We start from the raw sequence: 19,876 nt of genomic DNA, 5'->3' as shown, positions 1-19,876 counted from the left end.
CAGCGTGACCGCTATGTGATGTTGGTGCAGCCGAATGGATGCCCTGTCGCCTGGGCAGGTGTGTGAACCTTGACACAGATAGTGCGACCATCTTAGCGTCCGGGCAATCGTTTTCTCGCGATTCGCGAGCGGCGTGACGGGGGTCCTATGAGCACGGCGCCACCGCTGGTCGAGATGACCGGCATTACCAAGCGTTACGGGGGTGTGCTGGCGTGTGACGGGGTGGATCTGACGGTCCACACCGGCGAGGTGCATGCGTTGCTGGGGGAGAACGGTGCGGGCAAGAGCACGCTGATGAAGGTGCTCTCCGGGGACGTCACCGATTACGCAGGGTCGATCTCGGTCGAGGGCAATCCGGTGCAGTTCGGCAAACCGGCGGACGCCCAGCACGCCGGGATCGCGATGATCCACCAGGAACTCGACCTGGTGCCCGGACTGAGCGTCGCCGAGAACCTCTACCTCGGTCGGGAGCTGCGCAACCGGTTCGGCGTGGTGGACCGCCGGAAGATGGCCGCGCACACCCGCGAACTGCTGCGGCGCACCGGCATCGACCTCGATCCGCTGCGCCCGGTCGGCGAACTGCGCATCGGCGAGCAGCAGTTGGTGACCATCGCCCGCGCGCTGTCGCTGGACGCGAAGGTGCTGATCATGGACGAGCCGACCTCGGCGCTGTCCAGCACCGAGGTGGAACGGCTGTTCGCGGTGATCAGCGAGCTGCGCCGGAGCGGCACCGGGATCGTCTACATCTCGCACCGGATGGATGAGATCGGCCAGGTGGCCGACCGCGCCACCGTGCTGCGCAACGGCCGCAAGGTCGCCGAGTTCGACGCCCGGAAGTTGACCGCGGAACAGGCCGCCGAGGCGATGGTCGGCCGGTCGGTGCAGACGATGTTCCGCGCCGAGCGCGGCGCCGTCGGCGACGAGCTGCTGGTGGTGTCCGGGTTCGCGGTCCGCCCGCGCCGACCGCGGGTGGGGCGCCGGGAACCCGACGGCATCGATCTGACCGTGCGTCGCGGGGAGATCGTCGGGCTGTGCGGGTTGCTCGGCTCAGGTCGCACCGAACTGCTGGAATCGCTGTTCGGTGCGGGGTCCTCCGGCACGTGGGAGGGGGAGGTGACCCTCGACGGGCACCGGGTGCGGCCGAGGGGTCCGCACCGGGCGCTGCGGGAGGGCATCGCCTTCGTGCCGGAGGACCGCAGGAGTTCCGGTCTGGTGCTCGAACATTCGGTGCTGGCCAACACCGTGCTGTCGGTGCTGGACCGGCTCGGGGTGGCCGGGCTGGTGCGCCGTCGCGCCGAGATGTCCACGACCGAGCGCAGCGTGCAGCAGCTCAAGATCAAGCTCGGCCGGATCCTCGACCCGGTCGGCACCCTTTCCGGTGGTAACCAGCAGAAGGTCGTGTTCGGGCGGATGTTGTTGACCGAGCCGCGCCTGCTGCTGTTGGACGATCCGACCCGCGGCGTGGACATCGGCGCGAAGTCCGAGATCTACCAACTGCTCGGCGAGATCGCCGGGCGCGGCATCGGGGTGCTGCTGGCGTCCTCGGAGCTGCCGGAGCTGGTCGGCGTCTGCCACCGGGTGGTGGTGTTGCGCGCCGGGCGCAGCGTGGCCGAGTTCGACACCGCTGAGATCGGTGAAGCCGATTTGTTGGCGGCCGCCATGGGCGAGAGCGTGGTGGCCGACGAGTTAGGGCCGGTGGTCGGCACCGGACCGCAGAACTCTGGGGGAGGCGCGCGGTGACCAACCAGACGGAACAACGGCCTGCGGAACCGGGCGGTTCGGTGCCTGCCGGGTCGAAGCGGGGCAGCACCGTCGAAACGCTGTTCCGGTTCCAGAGCATCTTCGGACTGGTCGCGGTGTTCCTGGCGGCGGTGATCTTCTCGCCCCGCAACGATGGTCAGATCCTGTTCCTGACCAGCGACAACTTGTTCAACATCGTGCGCGCGGTGTCCGAGATCGGGATCATCGCGATCGGTTTGACCTTCGTGATCCTCATCGGCGGCATCGACCTGTCGGTCGGCTCGGTGCTCGGGTTGGCCGCGGTGGGGTCGGCAGTGCTGATGGTCGAGGACGACTTCGGTGTGTGGGCCACGGTCGCGTTGGTGCTGCTCGCGGGCGTTGCCTTCGGCCTGCTGCAGGGCACTGCCGTGGCGTTGCTCGGGGTGCAGGCCTTCATCGTCACGCTGGCCGGTCTGCAGATCGCGCGCGGCCTGGCGCGCATGTGGTCCGGTGGCGAGACGGTGCAGATCTCCTACGGCGATGGGCCGGGGCAGGCGCCGATGCTGTTCTCCCTGCTCGGCGAACGCACATTCGGCGGTGTGGTGCCGATTCCGGCGCTGATCTTCGTCGTGGTGGCCGTCGTGGCGATCCTGTTCCTGCGCTCCAGCGCCTTCTCCCGCCACCTCTACGCCATCGGCGGCAACGAGAAGGCGGCCCGGCTCTCGGGTGTGCCGGTGAACCGGGTCAAGATCATCGCCTTCGGCATCGCCGGGTTCTGCGCCGCGTTGGCCGGTGTCGTGCACGCCGGTCAGCTCAACGCGGGCAGCCCGAACGACGGAATCGCCTACGAGCTCGACGGAATCGCCGCGGTGGTGGTCGGCGGCACCAGCCTGGCCGGTGGCCGGGGTTCGGTGATCGGCACCATCGCGGGTGCGCTACTGCTCGGCATCCTCAACAACATCCTCAGCCTGAACAGCGTGAACACCGATCTGCAACTGCTGATCAAAGGTTTGGTGATCGTCGCGGCGGCGGCGTTGCAGCGACTGCGCCCCACGTCGTGAACCAACATCCGGGAGGAAGCACGATGCGCATGACAACGAAGTCCTTGGTCGCAGTCACGTGCGCCGCGGTCGCGTTCGCCGCCGCCGGTTGCGGTACCACCAGCGAGAACACCGGACAGGTACAGGTCCAGGATCCGACCAAGAACTGCCAGGGGCCTGGCGGCAAGTACACCATCGGGATGAGCCAGGCCAACCTGGCCGAGCCGTACCGGGTGCGGATGGACGACGACATCCGCAAGGCGGCCGAGAAGGTGCCGCAGTTCGAGGTGCAGTTCGCCGATGCCGCGAAGGACAACTCCAAGCAGGTCAGCGACGTGGAGAACTTCATCACCAAGCAGGTCGACCTGCTGATGATCTCGCCGAACGAGGCCGCGCCGCTGACCGATGTGGTGAAGAAGGCCTACAACAGGGGCATCCCGGTCGTCGTGCTGGACCGCAAGGTGGAAGGGGATGCCTACACCACCTACATCGGTGCGGACAACGTCCAGATCGGGCGGCAGGCCGGCGAGTACTTCAAGACCACGCTGCTGCCGCAGGGCGGCAAGATCCTGCAGCTCAAGGGCCTGTCCGGCTCGACACCGGCCGCGGAGCGGGAACAGGGCTTCAAGGAAGGCATCCAGGGCTCCGCGATCGAGATCGTGGCCACCGAGGACGGTGAGTGGGAGCGTTCGGTGGGGCAGCAGAAGATGGACGCGCTGCTCAAGGCCCACCCGGACGTCCAGGCGGTCTACGCGCAGAACGATCCGATGGCCGAGGGCGCGTACCTGGCCGCCCAGGCGGCCAATCGAACCGACCTGAAGTTCGTCGGCATCGACGGGTTGCCCATTCCCTCCGGCGGCATCAAGGCGGTCGAGGAGGGTCGGTTGCAGGCCACCAACCTGTACCCGACCGGTGGTGAGGAGGCGGTCGAGGCGGCCAAGAAGATGCTGGTCGACTGCCAGCAGGTGCCCAAGACGCAGACCTTGCAGACCGAACTGGTCACCAAGGACAACGCCGCCGATGTTTACGCTCGGCTCAACCAGAGCTGACCCGATCGGGTGTCGCGAGTGGTCATGGTCGTAAGAATGGCCATGACCACTCACGACCGGTCGCGCGGCCCGGCTGCGTTCCTGGTGGTCGGTGGTATTTTCGATCTACTGTGGATTGTCGCGTCCGCTGGTCGATTCCGTTGGTGGTACGGCGTTTGGTGCGCGAAGAATCGAATAACACCTGGATGGTGGTTGTCGGCGCCCGCTGGTCCGGCAACCATCTTATTGAGTGAATTCGCACCGCGGATTCTTTGCAACCGCCCGTGTTGGATGGCTTCGTGGAGATCTCCTTCTTACGCTGCGCTCAATGCGCGAGTGATCTTCCACCCAGAGGCCGGACGAAAATTTCATCCAGTCGCGCACCACCATCGGAGACAGCGGCATCACCGTCTACAGCGGACAGTGGTGTGTGGGGAGGGCGAGCACGATGAGAGACCGCTCAGCAACGTCGCTACCGGCCAACGGTCGTCGGCGCGCCCGTAGACTCGGCGCGTACCTCGGGGTCGCTTCGCTGGCGGCAGCCGCCGTGGTGGCCGACGCCGGATTCAGTTCCGTTCGCGCATATGGCCAAACACCGGCACCGACGAAAGGTCCAGTCGGTTGGGAGACGTATCGCAATCTCGACGGGTTGGCGCAACTGCGCGGTGCCGAACAGTCATTGCAGTTCTCCAGTTACGACCGAACCGGCGGTAACAACGACGGATTCGAAGGAACCTATTCCTGCCTGCGCACCTCGGATCTCGGTTGTGTAATCGCCGAACACACCGGAGCGGGTGAGATCTCCTCCATCTGGACTACCCGAGAACCACTCGGTGACGTAACCGCCACCGGCGACATCGTCGTCGAACTCGACGGCCGAGTGGTGCTGGACGCGCCGCTGGTCGACGTGGTCAACGGGCGGCTGGGCGCACCGTTCGAGTGGCCGCTGGTCGGCAACGCCGACGACGCCGCGGGCGGCGCGGTCATCAAGGTCCCGATGCCGTTCCGCGAATCCATGCGGGTCACGGTGCGCAACAACCCGTACTTCTACCACGTCGACTACCGCTCCTTCCCGGACGCCGAGGGCGTGGAGACGTTCAACCCCAACGATTCCGCCAGCGATGTGCTCGCGCGGCTGCGCGCGTTCGGGGAGGTCGACCCGAAGCCGAACGCCGGCGGCACGCCGGTCCGCCAGGACTTCGACCTGCCACCCGGCGCGGCGGCCACGGTCGCCGAGCTCAGCGGTCCAGCGCAGATCAACCAGCTGCGGGTCCGGTTGCCGCAGGTGGTGGCCAGTCCGCAGGTGGTGGACGACGGCCGGGCGTTCGGAGCCGGTGGCGGCAGCCGGTTCCAGCTGCGGGTCCACCCCGACAACCAGGGCATTCGGGTGATCCGACGGTACGATCCGCAGGTCGCCGACCAGGTCGGCAGCCTGCACGTCAACGGTCAGCAGGTCGGCGAGTGGCGCAGCGGCGCGGCCACCCCAGGGCTGTGGGGCGTGCAGGTGATCGAGGTGCCCCCGGATGTGACGGCGGGCCAGTCCTCGGTGGACGTCGAGAACCGGTTCATCTCGTCTTCGCTGGACTTCAACGAGTTCCGCTACGACGTGCAAAGCCTGGTCAATGGCGAGTGGGTGCGCACCGACGTGCTCGACCTCGGTCCCGGGCATCCCGGCGAGGAAGCAGCGCACGACTACCGCATCGACAACCCGGTTTTCGCCCGGTCCAAGCTCCTCGGGCGCTACGCGATTCCGCCGGAGGAGGTCGCGGCCTCCGACGCGGTGCTGGAGGGCGCCCGGCTGCGCATCACCTTCGACGGTCGGACCACGGTGGATGCGCCGATCGGCGAGTTCTTCGGCACCGGGCTCGGTGAGCACGACGTGCGCACCCTGATGAGCTCCGTCGACCCCGGTCTGGACGGCTGGTACACGGCCTGGTGGCCGATGCCGTTCAGCCAGCACGCCAGGGTCGAAGTGGTCAACGGCAGCGGGCTGCCGATCACCGGTGCCAGCGCCGAGGTGACCAGCTCCAGCGCCCAGATCGACCCCAACACCGGGTACTTCCACGCCACCCACCAGCGCGGACCCACCGTGCAGGGGCAGGACTGGAACTTCGTGAACGCAACCGGTGCTGGCACGTTCTACGGCGTCACGCACAGCATGCGCGGGTTGATCCCGCCGAACGCGACGCAGCGCGCCGACGAACCGCACTCCGACGAACGGCAGGCGGCCAACCAGCGCAACTACCTGGAGGGCGACGAGCGGTTCTACGTCGACGGCGCCGGTGCCCCGGCGTGGCACGGCACCGGCAGCGAGGACTTCTACGAATCCGGCTGGTACTTCCGGTTCGGCACCACGTTCTCCATGCCGTTGGCCGGGAACCCCTCGCACGAGATCAACGTGGACGGCTGCCAGTACGACTGCACCGGCGCCTACCGGCTGCTGGTCAACGATGCGGTACCGTTCCGCAACGGTCTGGTGGCCGGGATCGAGCACGGTCCGATGAATGACGAGCCGGGCGACTACAGCTCGACGGCGTACTGGTACGGCGGCCTGCCGCCCCAGCGACTGCCCATCCAGCTGCCCCAACCGCCCAGCGCGCCGCCCACCACCCCGTCGCGGTCACCGGAAATGCCGGTCGAGCCGTCGACACCACCGGCCGAACCGAGCGAAACCACCGTCCCCGAGTCAGGAACGCCGGACACCACGGGCCAGGACGACGGCAACACCCCGGTGGACGTCCAGCAGGCGGTCGAGGACGCGATCAGGCAGCACCAACGCGACAACTAGGTTTGTTTTATAAGCGGTGTAGCCGCTTGCGGTGTGGGACTCAGCTCGCACCGCCGCGGGTTCTCAGGCGTCTCCTCGGGAGGACAGCCTCGACGTGGTGAATTGGCATTCATGATGTCGGGGATCCCGGACCGAGGGGGCGTCTGAGGTTCCGCTACCCGCACCGCTACGCAAACCACCTCTGAAACAGTCTCTAGCGGTCGGTCAGGCTCGGGTGCTGCTGGCTCTGGCGACCAGGTGCGCCGATAGCGTCGTGGTGGTCGTTTCGGTGCGTTCCCCGCTGATCCGGCCGAGCAGCAGCTGCGCGGCGACCACACCCATGTCGTAGGCGGGCTGGGCGACGACCGTCAGCGGCGGGTCGAGCAGCGTGGCCCAGGGCGCGTCGTCGAAGGCGACCACACCGATGTCCCGGCCGGGACGAAGGCCCAGCTCCGCGCACATCTCCAGGACACCCACCGCCATCATGTTGTTCGCCACCAGCACCGCGTCCGGCCTGTCGTCCTGGGTCAGCAGCGAACGCGCGGCCTGCTTCGCGCCAGCGGCCTTGAACTCCGAACGCCGCACCAGGTCCGCCGACTCGGCCAGGCCCGCCGCGCGCAGCCCGTCGTGGTAACCGGCCAGCCGGTCGTCGGCGGTGAGCACGCCGCTGGGGCCGGTGAGGCAGCCGATCCGGCGGTAGCCCTGCTCGGCCAGGTGTTCGGTGGCCTCCTCGGCGGCGAGCCTGCTGTCCACCAGCACGGTGTCACCCGGCGAGTTCGGCAGGGGCCGGTCCACTGCCACCGCGGGTGTGCGGCTGAGCCTGAGCAGCTCGGCGCTGTCCCCGCGGCCGGTCGGTGACAGCAGCACCCCGGCCATCCGCTCCTGCAGGGCGACGTCGATGTACTCGTGCTCCTTGTCCGGTTCGTCGTCGGAGTTGCACAACACGACCGAGTAACCGGCGGTGTGCGCCACGTCCTCGACGCCGCGGGCGATCGCGGTGAAGAACGGGTTCTCCACGTCGGAAATGATCAACGCCAGCACCGCGGTCTCCTGTTTGCGCAGGTTGCGGGCGGGGCCGTTGGGGCGGTACCCGAGCTCGGCGGCAGCCGCCAGCACTCGCGCCGCCAGCGCCGGATCGACGGTGCTCTTGCCGTTGAGCGCGCGTGAGACCGTCGCGGTGGACACTCCGGCGCGGGTTGCCACGTCACTGATCGTCGCCATGGCTCCTCCTGGTGCCCTCTTCCCGAGTGATGGCGAGCCGTCTGCCTTGACAGCCCGTGTAATGCCAGAATAGCGTCCGAGAAAACGATTGCTCGCCGGTCGTATCGGCGTTTGAGCGACGAGCTTTGCCGGTCGGGCGTCCCCACCGGAGTTCAATCGGTGAGTTGCCCGCAGCGCCGCCCACATGCCCCCGCTGCCGGTTCCGCAGCAGTCGACGTCGCCTGTCACCGAATTTTGGAGGAACCGTGGCTCGCATCGGTGTCGTCAGCATTTCCGATGGCCGTGATCACGTCCACGCGCGCAACGCGGAGTTCATCCAGTCCAAACAGGACGCTCTGGTCCAGGCGCTGCGCGGCGCCGGGCACGAGGTGGTGGTCGGCGACGAGCTGATCGCCACCAACGCACTGGCCACTTCGGTTTCCCGCAAGGTCGCCGCCGCGGACGTGGACGTCACGGTCTTCTACTACGCGGTGTGGGCCTTCCCGCACTTCACCATGCTGGCCGCGGACGCCACCCGCAGCCCGCTGGTGCTGGTGGCCAGCACCGATCCGACCGAACCGGGCCTGGTCGGCATGCTCGCCGCGGGCGGTGCGCTGGACCAGATCGGTCGCCGCCACACCCGCGCCTGGGGTGCCCCGGACGACACCGAGCTGATCGAGAAGATCGGTGTGCACGCCACGGCCTCCGCCGCGGTGCAGTCGCTGCACGGCGCCACGTTCGGCCGGTTCGGGGGGCGGCCGATGGGCATGAACACCGCGGTCGCCAACACCGACCAGTGGATGCGCAAGTTCGGCATCGACGTGGAGGAGATCGACCAGTACGAGCTGGTCCTGCGGGCCGAGAAGGCGGACACCGCCGAGGCGCGCAAGGCGCGCGAGTGGATCGAGCAGAACGCCGCCGGGGTGCACTACGACGGCAAGAAGCTGACCCCCGAGCTGCTGGAACGGCAGATCCGGTCCTACCTGGCGATCCGGGACATCATCGCGGAGCGCAACCTGGACTTCTCCGGGATCAAGGCGCAGCCGGAGCTGACCGAGAACTTCGCCACCATGGACGTCACCGAGGCGTTCCTCAACGACCCCTACGACTGGAACGGCCCGAAGGAACCGCACGTCTGCGCCACCGAGGCGGACATGGACGGCGCGCTGACCATGCAGCTGTTCAAGGCGGTGGCCGGTACCCCGGTGCTGTTCGCCGACGTGCGGCACTACCACGGTGACCGGGACATCTGGGACCTGTGCAACTCCGGTCAGCACGCCACCTGGTACGCCGCCCGCAGCGACGACCCGGCGGAGAACCTCGCGAAGGTCAACTTCTACCCGGAGGTGTTCTTCTTCCCGGCTGGTGGCGCGTCGGTGCAGCACATCGCGGCGCCTGGGCAGATGACGCTGGGGCGGCTGACCCGCGAGGACGGCCAATACCGGCTGCAGCTGATGCTCGGCGAGTTCGAGAGCTATGACGATGCGACCAACCAGCGGCTGATGGACCAGTCGACGCCGGAGTGGCCGCACGCCTTCGCCCGGTTGGACGCGCCCGGCGAGCTGTTCCTGTCGAAGTTCGGTGCCAACCACATCCACGCCGTGCCGGGTGACCACCGCGCCGCGCTGCGGGCCGTCGCCGACCAGCTCGACGTTCGACTCGACGAGTGGACTCGCGGCTGATCGGACCTACGATGTGACGCGATTTCGCGAGAGATTGACATTCATCCGGGTTGAACCGACATTTCCCGCGAAATCGCACCAGCCCTGGTCCCAGTGAGGAGGACGGCGGAGATGGCCGACGCAGTGTTGCTCGGGATCGACATCGGCACGTCGAGTTCCAAGGGGGTGCTGGTCAGCACCGATGGGCGGATCATCGCTCGCGCGAGCCGACCGCACGAGACCTCCTACCCGCACCCGGGCTGGGTGGAGCACGACCCGGAGTCGGTGTGGTGGGACGACTTCCTGGCGCTGGCCGGGGAACTGGCATCGGCCGCCGAGGGCCGCGAGATCGTCGGCCTCGGTGTCAGCGGCATCGGCCCGGTGCTGCTGCCCGCCGACGGTGCCGGAAAACCGCTGCGCCCGGCCATCCTCTACGGCGTGGACACCCGCGCGACCGAGGAGATCGCGGAGCTGACCGAAGAGCTCGGTGCTGACGAGATCCTGCGCCGTGGCGGCTCGGCGCTGTCCACCCAGGCAGTGGGGCCGAAGATCCGCTGGCTGGCCAAGCACGAGCCGGAGGTCTACCAGCGCACCGAGATGCTGCTGATGTGCAGCTCCTACCTGGTGCACCGGCTGACCGGCCGGTACGTGCTCGACCACCACTCGGCCAGTCAGTGCGATCCGCTCTACGACCTGGAGGCCCGCGACTGGTCGGCGGACTGGGCGTCGCGCGTCGCGCCGAACCTGCCGCTGCCGGAGCTGGCCTGGCCGACCGAGGTGGTCGGCCGGGTCACCGCGCAGGCCGCCGCCGAAACCGGGCTGCCCGAAGGACTTCCGGTCACCGCGGGCACGGTCGACGCGTGGGCCGAGGCCACCAGCGTGGGCGTGCGGCAACCCGGCGACGTGATGTTGATGTACGGCACCACGATGTTCTTCGTCGAGGTGCTTACCGAGGTGCGGCCGCATCCGGCGCTGTGGGCCACCTGCGGCGCGTTCCCCGACACGTACACGCTGGCCGCCGGGATGGCCACGTCGGGCGCGGTGACCCAATGGCTGCGCACCCTGGTGGGCGGCGATTTCGCCGAACTGGTCGAGGAGGCCACCGCGGTGCCCGCGGGCAGCCGCGGGCTGTTGTTGCTGCCGTACTTCGCGGGCGAGCGGACGCCGATCTTCGACCCGGACGCGCGCGGCATGCTCGCCGGGCTCACCACCAGCCACGGCCGGGCCGAGCTCTACCGGGCCGCGCTGGAGGGCATCGGTTTCGGCGTCCGGCACAACCTGGAGGCGATGAGCGAGGCGGGCGGCGCGGCTCGTCGGCTGGTCGCCGTCGGGGGCGGCACCCAGGGCGGGCTGTGGACCCAGATCGTTTCCGACATCACCGGTCAGCAGCAGCAGGTCCCGGCCGAGACGGTCGGTGCGGCCTACGGAAACGCGCTGCTCGCGGGTATCGGTACTGGGACGGCCGTCGAACCGGACAACTGGAATCCCGTAACTCGGACGGTACAACCGAACCCGGAGCACACCGAGCGTTACGACGCCTACTTCCGCCAGTACCGGGATCTCTACGACTCGACGGTGCGGATCGCGCACTTCTTGGCCGCTGAGCAGCGCGCCGCCGACGAGCGTGGCTGATCGACGAATGGCGTGCCGCTGATCTTGTTAAGCTCATGCATTTGGGTGAGGGTTAACAAGATCGGGGAGGCGCGGGACCGATGCCGGTGACACGACGTGTCTTAGCGGCGTGCTTCGCCTTGGTGGCGTTGGTCGCGGCAGGCTGCTCGCGCGAATCGGATGCCGACGAGGCCCTACCGGTCGACGTCGCGGTCCGCGATCTTGGCGCGGCCAACGTGGTGCGCGACCAGGTCTACGCGCAGCGGGACACCGGCGCGCTGAAGCTCGATCTGTTCCTGCCCGAACCGCGGGACACCCCGACACCGCTGGTGGTGTACGTGCACGGCGGCGGCTGGGATGCCGGGAACCGCAGCCTGGACGCGGATTCCGCGGCGCCGGAGGCCTTGGCGGCGCAGCGCCTGCTGGAACACGGCTACGCGGTCGCCACTGTGGATTACCGGCTGACCGGTGTCGCGCAGTTCCCGGCGCAGGTCATCGACGTCGCCGACGCGGTGCGGTGGTTGCAGCAGCGGGCCGGGCAGTGGCAGCTCGACGCCGACCGGATCGGGCTTTGGGGCGCTTCGGCGGGTGGGCACCTGGTGTCGCAGCTCGGTGCGGTGGCGGGTGATCCGACGAAGCCGGGCGGTGGGCTCTCCGGCATTCGCGCCGTGGTGGACTGGTTCGGCCCGACGGACATGAGCGCCGGTGCGCAGCAGGCGAATCCGCAGATGCAGGAATACGCGCGCCGGGTGGTGCAGCAGCTGTTCGGGTGCATGCCGGTGGACTGCCCGGGGACGGCGGACGCGGCCAGCCCGATCAAGAACATCTCCGGGGACGAGCCGCCGTTCCTGATCCAGCAGGGCACCGCGGATTCGCTGGTCCCGATCGAGCAGAGCCTGGACTTCGCCGCGAGCCTGCGCCGCCTCGGCGTTTCGGTCGAGCTGCACCCCTACGAGGGTTTGGACCACGGCTTCGGCCGGGGCCCGCACAACGCCATGATCGTCGACACGGCCACGGCCTTCATCGAAACCCACGTCTGACCGCGGGTCGTGAGTGGTTGTTCCGGTAAGAACTCACGAGGTGGAGGGCCCGGCGTGTGCTGTTCAGAAGCGTTCGTTCTCGCGGTCTCGGATGATGCGCTGCGCCACGTCGATCCCTTCCGGTTCCCGCACCGGCACCGGTAGCGCGCCGCCCACCAGGCCTTCTTCGTCGTGGCGGATGGTGCCGATGCCGCCGGAACCCGCGGCGTCGGCCAGCGGTTGGACCGCGCCGCGCAACGACTCCAGGGCGTCGAGTTCGCGGCGGCGAGCGGAGACGAAGCGCTGCAGGTGCGTGCTGGAGAGGTTCACCGCTTCCACCGCGCCGGACGCGGCGCGCTGGGCCCGGACCGCCTGGGCGCGCACCTGCTCGATGTCCTCGGCGATCGTGCGTTCCGTGGCCGCGAACATCGACGCCGCAGCCAGCACCGCGAATCCCGTTGGCCCGCAGAGGAAGACCCGCTTGTCCAACAGCCAGGTCAGCAGTTGCGGGTCGGTGTCCAACGCGGCGATCACGGCGGCGTCGGAGGGCACGAACATGATCGATCCGTAGATCGCGTCGGCCCACTTCTGGTAGCCCTTGCCCGCGAGTTCGGTGGCGCGGGAGCGGATGTTGCGCACGTGCACCCGCAGGGCGTCGGTGCGTTCTTCGGGATCGTCGGTCTCCATCGCCTCGGCCCACACGGCCAGGCTCGCCTTGGCGTCCACCGGAACCTGGCGTCCACCACCAACGGCGAGCACCATGTCCGGCCGCGCCGCGCCACCACCGGCGAGGTCGGTTTGCAGCGTGAAGTGGACGCCCTCGCGCAGGCCCAGCGACCGCGCGGTCTCGACGAGCACCTGCTCACCCAGTTCGCCGCGGCCGGTGATGGAGGCGAACGCCACCTCGTAGCGGCGCAGCGCGGCCTGCTGCTCGGTGGTGCGGGCGCGTTCGGCCTCGACCATCCGCAGTGCTTCGTCGGCGCGGCGCGCGCTGTCGGTGTACAGCCGCCAGATCAGCATCAGTGCGGCCGCGAACAGCAGCGTCAGCACGATGACGATGGTGATCAGGACGCCGGTACCCACATGAGCTCCGTCCGGTAGTGGTCGCTGCGGCTCAAATGATGGCCGACCCGCCCGACAACATCACGAACAGCCACGTCGTCCACACGGCGCACTGCTGATCGCAGCTGGTGATCAACGCCGCACTCGATGGGGTGAGAGTGTGCGACACGCCGAAGCGATGTGGGGGGTCGACGATGTTCGGCGGTCGCGCCGATAGCTTGGGGCGCATGCGAGTGCTGCACACCTCCGACTGGCACGTGGGACGCACGTTCCACGGCCGAGATCTGCTCGGAGATCAGGAAGCCGTCCTGGGTGGACTGGCCGATCTGGTCGCCGCCGAGCAGGTCGACGTCGTGGTGGTCGCCGGCGATCTCTACGACCGCGCGGTGCCATCGGGTGAAGCGGTGCAGACCTGCGTGCGGGTGCTCGCCCGGATCCGCGAGGCGGGCGCCCAACTCGTGGTCACCTCGGGCAATCACGACTCCGCCGCGCGCGTCGGTGCGTTCGCCGAGTTCGCCGCGGCGGGCGGACTGCACCTGCGCACCCAGATCGCCCGGCTGCACGAGCCGGTCGTGCTCGCCGACCAATACGGTCCGGTCGCCTGCTACGGCATCCCCTACCTCGAACCGGATCCGGCACGACACGCGCTGCAAGCGTGCGCCGACGTGCCCGGTGCCAGCCCGGAGATCACCTCGCGCGGCCATGCTGCGGTGCTCACCGAAGCGATGAACCGGGTCCGCGCCGAACTCGCCGAACGTCCACAAGGGACTCGGTCGGTGGTGTTGGCGCACGCGTTCGTCACCGGCGGCGACGGCTGCGATTCGGAGCGCACCATCGCGGTAGGGGGTGTCGAGCAGGTGCCGGGCTCGGTGTTCGACGGCGTCGACTACGTCGCGTTGGGACACCTGCACGGTCCACAGCGGCTCGCCGACCACCTCCGGTATTCCGGCAGCCCGCTGGCGTACTCGTTTTCCGAGGTGGCGCAGCGCAAATCGGTGTGGCTGGTGGATCTGGACGCGGGTGGCCTGGCCGGTGTCGAGCGCCGCGAACTGCCGGTGCCGCGACGCCTGGCCGCGGTGCGGGGTTCGCTGGACGACCTGCTCACCGAGTCCGAGTACGCCGATCTGGAAGAGTGCTACCTCTCGGCGACCCTGACCGACGAGGTGCGGCCGTTGGAGCCGATGCGGCGGCTCCAGCAGCGCTTCCCGCACGCCGTGCACCTGGAGTGGAAACCGGCGGTCGGCCGCGCGACGGCGCCGCTGCGCTACGCCGAGATCGTGCGCGGTCGCGATGACCACACCCTGGCCGCCAGGTTCGTGGCCGACTGCCGTGGGGCGGAACCGAGCGAATCCGAGCGCGCCCTGCTCACCGAGGCACTGCGCGCGGTCAGCGCGGCGGAGGGGGCGAGATGAGACTGCACCGCCTCGAAGTCACCGCGTTCGGTCCGTACCGCGACCACCAGGCGGTGGACTTCGACCAACTCGGCGCCGACGGCCTCTTCCTGCTGCACGGCGACACCGGGGCGGGCAAGACGACGCTGCTGGACGCGGTCGCCTTCGCCCTCTACGGCTCGGTGCCGGGCGCCCGCGGAGAGGTCAAGCGACTTCGTTGCGACACGGCGGATTCCGACACGATCACCAAGGTCGTGCTGGAACTGACGGTGCAGGGGCAGCGCCTGCGGCTGGAACGCAGCCCGGAGTACCAGCGGCCGAAGAAGCGCGGCGACGGGCACACCACGCAGCCGGCCAAGGCATCGCTGACCTGGGTCGGTGGTGCGCCCACCGAGCAGCCACCGGAAGGCCTGACGCGCATCGACGAGGTCGGCCGCACGGTGCAGCGCCTGCTCGGCATGACCGTCGAGCAGTTCTTCCAGGTCGTGATGCTGCCGCAGGGCGAGTTCGCGCGATTCCTCCGCTCCGACACCGCCGAACGCGAGCAGCTGCTGGAGAAGCTGTTCGGCACCGAACGCTTCGGCGAGGTCGAGCGCTGGTTCGTCGAGCGCCGTCGGCAGCGCGGCCGGGAGGTCGAAGCGCAGGGCCAGCAGGTGCGCGAGCTGCTGGCGCGCATCTCCCAGGTCTGCGGGTCCGAGCCGGACGCTGACGAGCAGAACTGGTTGGAGGACGTCGAAAAGCTGTCCGTCCGCGAGCTGGAGGGCACGCAGGCCGAGCACTCCCGCCTGCGGCGCGAGCGGGAGGTCGCGGAGACCAAGCTGACCGAGTGCCGCGAGCTCGCCGACAAGGTGCGCCGGGTCCGGCAGGCGAACGCGACACTGGCCGAGGTCGGCGAACAGCAGGCCCAGCACGATGCCTGGCGGGCGGAACGCGAGGCCGCGCAACGCGCGGTCCCGGTCCGCGCAGCGCGGACAACGGCGTCGCGCGCCGAGCAGGAGCGCGACAACGCGCGGGCGGAGGTGGCTGCCGCGGCAGCCCGCTGCGAAGTGGATGCCGACACGCCGCTGGCTGAACTCCGTTCGCTGGCCGGGGCCAAGCGGGAGGAAGCCGGTGGCCTCGCGCACCTGATTCCGGAGGCGCAGCAACAGGAATCCGATCGCCGGAAGTTGACCGAGCTGGCTCAGCGGATCACCGCGGACGAGCAGCAGGAGGCGGCGCTCGTCGAACAGCAGGCCGCCTTGCCCGACCGCATCAGCACCGCGCGGCAGCAGGTCGACGAAGCGAAACACGCCGAGTTGCGGCTGGAAACCGTGCAGGCGCGTGGCACCGAGGTGGCCGCCCTGCTGCAGACCGCGCGAGAAATGCCCGCCGCACAACAGGAATTCGCGGCGGCGACCACGCGCGCGCAACAGGCCATCGACGCGCACCAGCAGGCGCGCGATCTGCTGCAGGAGCTCCGCGCCCGCAGGCTCGCCGGGATGGCCGCCGAACTCGCGGCCCGACTGACGCCCGACGAACCGTGCCCGGTGTGCGGATCGGTCGAACACCCGGAACCGGGCAAGCCGGTCGACGACCCGGTGCGCGCCGAAGACGAGGACAACGCCCAAACCGAGGAACAGCAGGCGCACGCGCGTCGCGAAAAGGCCACCGCCGAAGCGCAACGAGCCCAGCAGCACGTCGACAACCTGGTGGAACGGCTCGGCGAACACACCGAGCCGGACCTCGCCACCGAACTCGCCGAACTCAAGGCGGAACGCGACGCGCTGCGCAGCACCGCCGCGCAGCTGCCACAGCGAACCGAGCAGCTCGCCGAACTCGAAGCGTCCACCGAGCGCCTGACCGAAGCGCTGTCGCAGCTGCGCACCAGAATCGCGGCGACTCGAACCGAACACGCAACGCTCTCGACCGCAGTGGACGAACGTGCGGCCAGACTGCGCGAGGGCCGCGCCGATTTTCCGAGCATCGCCGACCGGCGTGCGCACCTGCTCGACATCGCCAACCGTCTCGACCAGCTCGTCACCGCCCGCACAGCCCGCGACGACGCCGAACATCGCGCGGCCGAACACGCGAAGGCACTGGTCGAAGCCGCTGCCACTGCCGACTTCGAGGACGCCGCGGCCGCCCTCGCCGCTGAGCGCGGCGAGCAACGGCTCGACGAGCTCAGCGCGGCGATCGCCGAGGTCGAGGAGCGCACCGCGGGCGCCCGCGCCGCGCTGGCCAGCGCGGAGCTGTTCGGTGTGGAGGCGGATACCGAGGTGGGGCTAGAAGCGGCCACCGAGGAGGCCACGGTCGCCCGCGAAGCAGCGGAGCGGGCGGCCGCGTTGGCGCATCGCGCCGAGCAGCGGCAGCGTGACATCGCGCAGCTCGCCCAGCGGCTGCGCGCGGCGTGGGCGGAGCTGGGGCCAGCGCTGGCGGAGCACGCCGAGCTGGAGGCGCTGGCGGACGTGGTCAACGGGCGCGGCCAGAACGCGCGGAAGATGTCGCTGCGGGCGTACGTGCTGGCCGCGCGGTTGGAAGAGGTGGCGGTAGCGGCGACTCGTCGGTTGCAGCGGATGAGCGATAGCCGGTACTCCTTCGTGCATTCCGATGCCGCCGGGACGCGGGGTACTCGGGGCGGTCTCGGTCTGGACGTGCTCGATGATTACTCCGGCAAGGTTCGCCCGGCCAAGACGCTCTCCGGTGGTGAGTCGTTCCTGGCCTCGCTCTCGCTGGCGCTCGGCCTCGCCGATGTGGTGGCCGCGGAGACCGGTGGTGCGCTGCTGGACACCCTGTTCATCGACGAGGGCTTCGGCACGCTCGACGCCGACACCCTCGACCTGGTGATGGACACCCTCGACGACCTGCGCGCGGGCGGCCGAGTCGTCGGCCTGGTCTCGCACGTCGAGGAGATGCGCCAGCGGATCTCGGTCCGCCTGCGAGTCCGCAAGTCCCGCACCGGCTCCACCCTCGAACTCCAAACCTGACCCCCGCCCCAAAAACGAGGTGAAGGGCACCTTTTAACCAACTTGGAGAGTGTGCGGGTTGGTTTGCTTTGCGGTGCGGGTGGCGGACCTGGCGATTTCGCGCGAAATCGCCGCCCGCCCCGCGTGGGATACGGCGATTTCGCGCGAAATCGCCCACCTCACCCGAGGTGGACGGCCCGACACGACCACTTCAAAAACAGGCACTCAGAGGCCTTCTCGTCTCCGGGATCCCCGACTCATGTATGTCCGATACACAGCGTCGTGGCTGTCCTCGCGGGATAGCTCGGGGTGTGGGGTGTCCCCGCATGGCACTGCCTGAGAACCCGCGGCGGTGCGAGTTGCGAGGGTGGTGGGAAGCGGCTGACGCCGCTCGCCTGACGACCACCCCCGCTATGCCCAATCCGCGCAAGCTCCAAGTTGGAAAGGTGCCCTTCACCTCTCGCTCGATCGAGGAACGGGCGCCGGATGCGAGGACGACATCGGTAGCGAGTGGGTTATCCACAGTGGATTTGCTGTGGGATGGCGGTGCGGGGTCACGATGCTTTTTGGAGTTGTGGTGGTCCGGTGAGGGCTGCTTCCCACAGGAGCACTCCTGCGTACGAGCTCCACGGGCTCCAGCGCCGCGCATGTGCCTGGATCGCGGCAGGCTCTTCGGACAGACCGAGCGCCCCGGCGCCCCGGCGCAACGCGAGATCACCGACCAGCAGCACATCCGGTGATCCGAGCACCCGCATCGAGACGTAACTCGACGTCCACGCACCGATGCCGCGGATGCTCTCCAGATCGCGCCGCAGTTCGGCCTCGTCACGCCCCGGGTGCAGGGCGAGCCGACCCTCGGCGACGGCTTCCGCGACGGCTCGCACGGTTTCCGCCCGCCGCCGCGGTCCGGGCAGGGTCTCCAGCGCTCGTTCCGCGAGCACTTCCGGGGTCGGGAAGAGCGTCGTCACCGCGCCGTCCGGCTGGGCCAGCCGCTCGCCCAGCGCATCCACCAGGCGTTCCGTCGTCTTGCGCGCCGCCGCGACCGAGATCTGCTGGCCGATCACGGCGCGCACCACGATCTCCACGCCGTCGACGCTGCCCGGCACCCGAACACCAGGCGTCCGCGCGACGGCCGACCGCAGGGCCGGATCGGTGCCGAGGACCTCGTTGATCGCGACCGGATCGGCGTCGAGGTCGAGCAGTCGGCGCAGCCGCGACACCGCGCTGCCGAGATCGCGCAGGTCGGTGAGCCGCAGCGTGCAGGAGACGTGCTTGTCCTGCGGGCGGAGCGTGGCGATCCCGGTGCCGTACGGCAGGCGCAGGGCCCGTGTGTAGTGGTCTTCTGCGGCGTCTTCCAACCCGGCCAGCGCGCGGTGGCCGAGGAACCGCAGCACACCGGCGACATCGCACGGGGCCCGGAAGGGCAGCCGCAGCTGGACGGCTCCGGCGCTGCTCGGGACGTCGGTGCGCCGCTGCGCGCGACCGCGCATCGTGGTCGGAGTGGTGCCGAAGACCTCGCGCAGCGTGTCGTTGAACTGACGCAGGCTGGAGAACCCGGCGGCGAATGCGATGTCGCCGAACGCGATACCGGTCGTCTCGATCAGGATTCGTGCCGAGTGGGCTCGGTGCGCGCGGGCGAGCCCGAGCGGCCCGGCGCCGAGTTCGGCGGTGAGCACCCTGGTCAGGTGGCGCTCCGAGTAGCCGAGCTGGTCTGCCAGGCCGCGCACGCCGCAGCGGTCCACCACGCCGTCGGCGATCAGCCGCATGGCGCGGCCAGCGAGGTCGGCTCGCAGGTTCCACTCCGGTGAGCCCGGCACGGCATCCGGCAGGCACCGGCGGCAGGCCCGGTACCCGGCGGCCTGCGCGGCGGCGGCCGTCGGGAAGAACAGGCTGTTGTCGCGCTTGGGTGTGCGAGCCGGGCACGATGGGCGGCAGTAGATCCCGGTGCTGCGCACGGCGTGGATGAAGCAGCCGTCGAAGCGCGCGTCGCGCGAGGCCACCGCCCGGAAGGCTTCCTCGGTTCCCACCAGCATGTCTTCGATCGTGCCAGCGCCCTCGGACGGTTACTAGCGGGAATCGGACACTCTGGTGTGCTGGACCGGTCGGACGCGGCTTGATCACGGCTGCGATGCTCGGGAGCCCGCGACTCGGCGAGCGATTTTGATCGAGAGGGATGCGCTCTGGGTGTTTTGTCCCTATCGTCGCGTCATGGCTCAAACGAAGATCAGAACCAGACGTGGTTTCAAGGTCCTCGGCGCTGTGGCCGGTGCCGCATTCGCCCTGATGGTCACGGCCGGTTGCAACGACCCAGTACCCTCGCCGGAACAGCAGCAGGAGCAGCAGGACGACGACCAGCAAGACGGCGACCAGCAGGACGACCAGGAGGACGACGGCTGATGCGGCCGGGGGGGGGGCGGGGGCGGGGGGGGGGGGGGG

13 protein-coding genes are annotated in these 19,876 nt (G+C 69.2%); 10 read left to right on the top strand and 3 right to left on the bottom strand.

Annotated features, from left to right (window positions below; genetic code table 11):
- Positions 1 to 147 precede the first annotated feature (147 nt).
- The 4 genes from ACTWQN_RS27665 (at position 148) to ACTWQN_RS27650 (ending at position 6,575) form a co-directional block, all read left to right on the top strand.
- The gene (locus ACTWQN_RS27665; RefSeq protein ID WP_443206516.1) at positions 148 to 1,740 is read left to right on the top strand and encodes a sugar ABC transporter ATP-binding protein; all 1,593 of its coding nucleotides are present in this window, start codon (positions 148 to 150) and stop codon (positions 1,738 to 1,740) included.
- Positions 1,737 to 2,780 carry an ABC transporter permease gene (locus ACTWQN_RS27660; RefSeq protein WP_443206515.1) on the top strand — a complete coding sequence of 348 codons (1,044 nt, stop codon included), beginning with the start codon at positions 1,737 to 1,739 and terminating at the stop codon, positions 2,778 to 2,780. The genes ACTWQN_RS27665 and ACTWQN_RS27660 overlap by 4 nt, the downstream gene beginning before the upstream one ends.
- A gap of 23 nt (positions 2,781 to 2,803) precedes the next feature.
- Positions 2,804 to 3,808: a substrate-binding domain-containing protein gene (locus ACTWQN_RS27655; protein ID WP_443206514.1), complete on the top strand. Its 1,005-nt coding sequence runs from the start codon at positions 2,804 to 2,806 to the stop codon at positions 3,806 to 3,808.
- Positions 3,809 to 4,235: 427 nt separating this feature from the next.
- Positions 4,236 to 6,575, top strand: coding sequence for a glycoside hydrolase family 172 protein (locus tag ACTWQN_RS27650; RefSeq protein WP_443206513.1), 2,340 nt, complete (start codon positions 4,236 to 4,238; stop codon positions 6,573 to 6,575).
- 204 nt (positions 6,576 to 6,779) lie between these two features.
- Here the strand turns inward: ACTWQN_RS27650 and ACTWQN_RS27645 are convergent, their stop codons facing one another.
- Positions 6,780 to 7,775 (bottom strand): LacI family DNA-binding transcriptional regulator, encoded by a 996-nt coding sequence (locus ACTWQN_RS27645; RefSeq protein WP_443206512.1) that lies wholly within the window; start codon positions 7,773 to 7,775, stop codon positions 6,780 to 6,782.
- A gap of 245 nt (positions 7,776 to 8,020) precedes the next feature.
- Here ACTWQN_RS27645 and ACTWQN_RS27640 point away from each other — a divergent pair, with 245 nt between their 5' ends.
- From ACTWQN_RS27640 to ACTWQN_RS27630, 3 genes are all read left to right on the top strand, one after another.
- Positions 8,021 to 9,436, top strand: a complete 1,416-nt coding sequence (locus tag ACTWQN_RS27640) for an L-fucose/L-arabinose isomerase family protein (RefSeq protein ID WP_443206511.1) — start codon at positions 8,021 to 8,023, stop codon at positions 9,434 to 9,436.
- Positions 9,437 to 9,547: 111 nt separating this feature from the next.
- Entirely contained in the window at positions 9,548 to 11,047 is a 1,500-nt protein-coding gene (locus ACTWQN_RS27635; RefSeq protein ID WP_443206510.1) for an FGGY-family carbohydrate kinase, read from the top strand.
- Between the two features lie 80 nt (positions 11,048 to 11,127).
- A complete protein-coding gene (locus ACTWQN_RS27630; RefSeq protein ID WP_443206509.1) occupies positions 11,128 to 12,066 on the top strand; it encodes an alpha/beta hydrolase fold domain-containing protein in 939 nt (312 codons plus the stop codon).
- A 63-nt stretch (positions 12,067 to 12,129) separates the two neighbouring features.
- On the opposite strand, the gene ACTWQN_RS27625 is transcribed toward ACTWQN_RS27630, so the two are convergent.
- Positions 12,130 to 13,065, bottom strand: coding sequence for a DNA recombination protein RmuC (locus tag ACTWQN_RS27625; protein WP_443206628.1), 936 nt, complete (start codon positions 13,063 to 13,065; stop codon positions 12,130 to 12,132).
- Positions 13,066 to 13,334: 269 nt separating this feature from the next.
- Between ACTWQN_RS27625 and ACTWQN_RS27620 the strand changes: the two genes are divergently transcribed.
- Positions 13,335 to 14,519, top strand: coding sequence for an exonuclease SbcCD subunit D (locus ACTWQN_RS27620; RefSeq protein WP_443206508.1), 1,185 nt, complete (start codon positions 13,335 to 13,337; stop codon positions 14,517 to 14,519).
- Positions 14,516 to 17,461 carry an AAA family ATPase gene (locus tag ACTWQN_RS27615; protein WP_443206507.1) on the top strand — a complete coding sequence of 982 codons (2,946 nt, stop codon included), beginning with the start codon at positions 14,516 to 14,518 and terminating at the stop codon, positions 17,459 to 17,461. The genes ACTWQN_RS27620 and ACTWQN_RS27615 overlap by 4 nt, the downstream gene beginning before the upstream one ends.
- A 533-nt stretch (positions 17,462 to 17,994) precedes the next feature.
- Here ACTWQN_RS27615 and ACTWQN_RS27610 read toward each other — a convergent pair.
- Positions 17,995 to 19,473, bottom strand: a complete 1,479-nt coding sequence (locus ACTWQN_RS27610; RefSeq protein ID WP_443206506.1) for an AlkA N-terminal domain-containing protein — start codon at positions 19,471 to 19,473, stop codon at positions 17,995 to 17,997.
- 175 nt (positions 19,474 to 19,648) lie between these two features.
- Between ACTWQN_RS27610 and ACTWQN_RS27605 the strand changes: the two genes are divergently transcribed.
- Positions 19,649 to 19,837, top strand: coding sequence for a hypothetical protein (locus ACTWQN_RS27605; RefSeq protein WP_443206505.1), 189 nt, complete (start codon positions 19,649 to 19,651; stop codon positions 19,835 to 19,837).
- Positions 19,838 to 19,876 lie beyond the last annotated feature (39 nt).

This window comes from Saccharopolyspora antiqui, assembly GCF_052246905.1.
GTDB lineage: Bacteria > Actinomycetota > Actinomycetes > Mycobacteriales > Pseudonocardiaceae > Saccharopolyspora.
The sequence above is the reverse complement of the archived record's forward strand: the minus strand, read 5'-3'. Positions and strand labels throughout refer to the sequence as shown.

Excerpts from the sequence above, each read along its gene's own strand:
- ACTWQN_RS27635 (WP_443206510.1), top strand. The coding sequence starts at position 9,548 with ATGGCCGACGCAGTGTTGCTCGGGATCGACATCGGCACGTCGAGTTCC.
- ACTWQN_RS27665 (WP_443206516.1), top strand. The coding sequence starts at position 148 with ATGAGCACGGCGCCACCGCTGGTCGAGATGACCGGCATTACCAAGCGT.
- ACTWQN_RS27650 (WP_443206513.1), top strand. The coding sequence starts at position 4,236 with ATGAGAGACCGCTCAGCAACGTCGCTACCGGCCAACGGTCGTCGGCGC.
- ACTWQN_RS27625 (WP_443206628.1), bottom strand. The coding sequence starts at position 13,065 with ATGCTGATCTGGCGGCTGTACACCGACAGCGCGCGCCGCGCCGACGAA.
- ACTWQN_RS27655 (WP_443206514.1), top strand. The coding sequence starts at position 2,804 with ATGCGCATGACAACGAAGTCCTTGGTCGCAGTCACGTGCGCCGCGGTC.
- ACTWQN_RS27645 (WP_443206512.1), bottom strand. The coding sequence starts at position 7,775 with ATGGCGACGATCAGTGACGTGGCAACCCGCGCCGGAGTGTCCACCGCG.
- ACTWQN_RS27620 (WP_443206508.1), top strand. The coding sequence starts at position 13,335 with ATGCGAGTGCTGCACACCTCCGACTGGCACGTGGGACGCACGTTCCAC.
- ACTWQN_RS27610 (WP_443206506.1), bottom strand. The coding sequence starts at position 19,473 with ATGCTGGTGGGAACCGAGGAAGCCTTCCGGGCGGTGGCCTCGCGCGAC.
- ACTWQN_RS27605 (WP_443206505.1), top strand. The coding sequence starts at position 19,649 with ATGGCTCAAACGAAGATCAGAACCAGACGTGGTTTCAAGGTCCTCGGC.
- ACTWQN_RS27615 (WP_443206507.1), top strand. The coding sequence starts at position 14,516 with ATGAGACTGCACCGCCTCGAAGTCACCGCGTTCGGTCCGTACCGCGAC.
- ACTWQN_RS27630 (WP_443206509.1), top strand. The coding sequence starts at position 11,128 with ATGCCGGTGACACGACGTGTCTTAGCGGCGTGCTTCGCCTTGGTGGCG.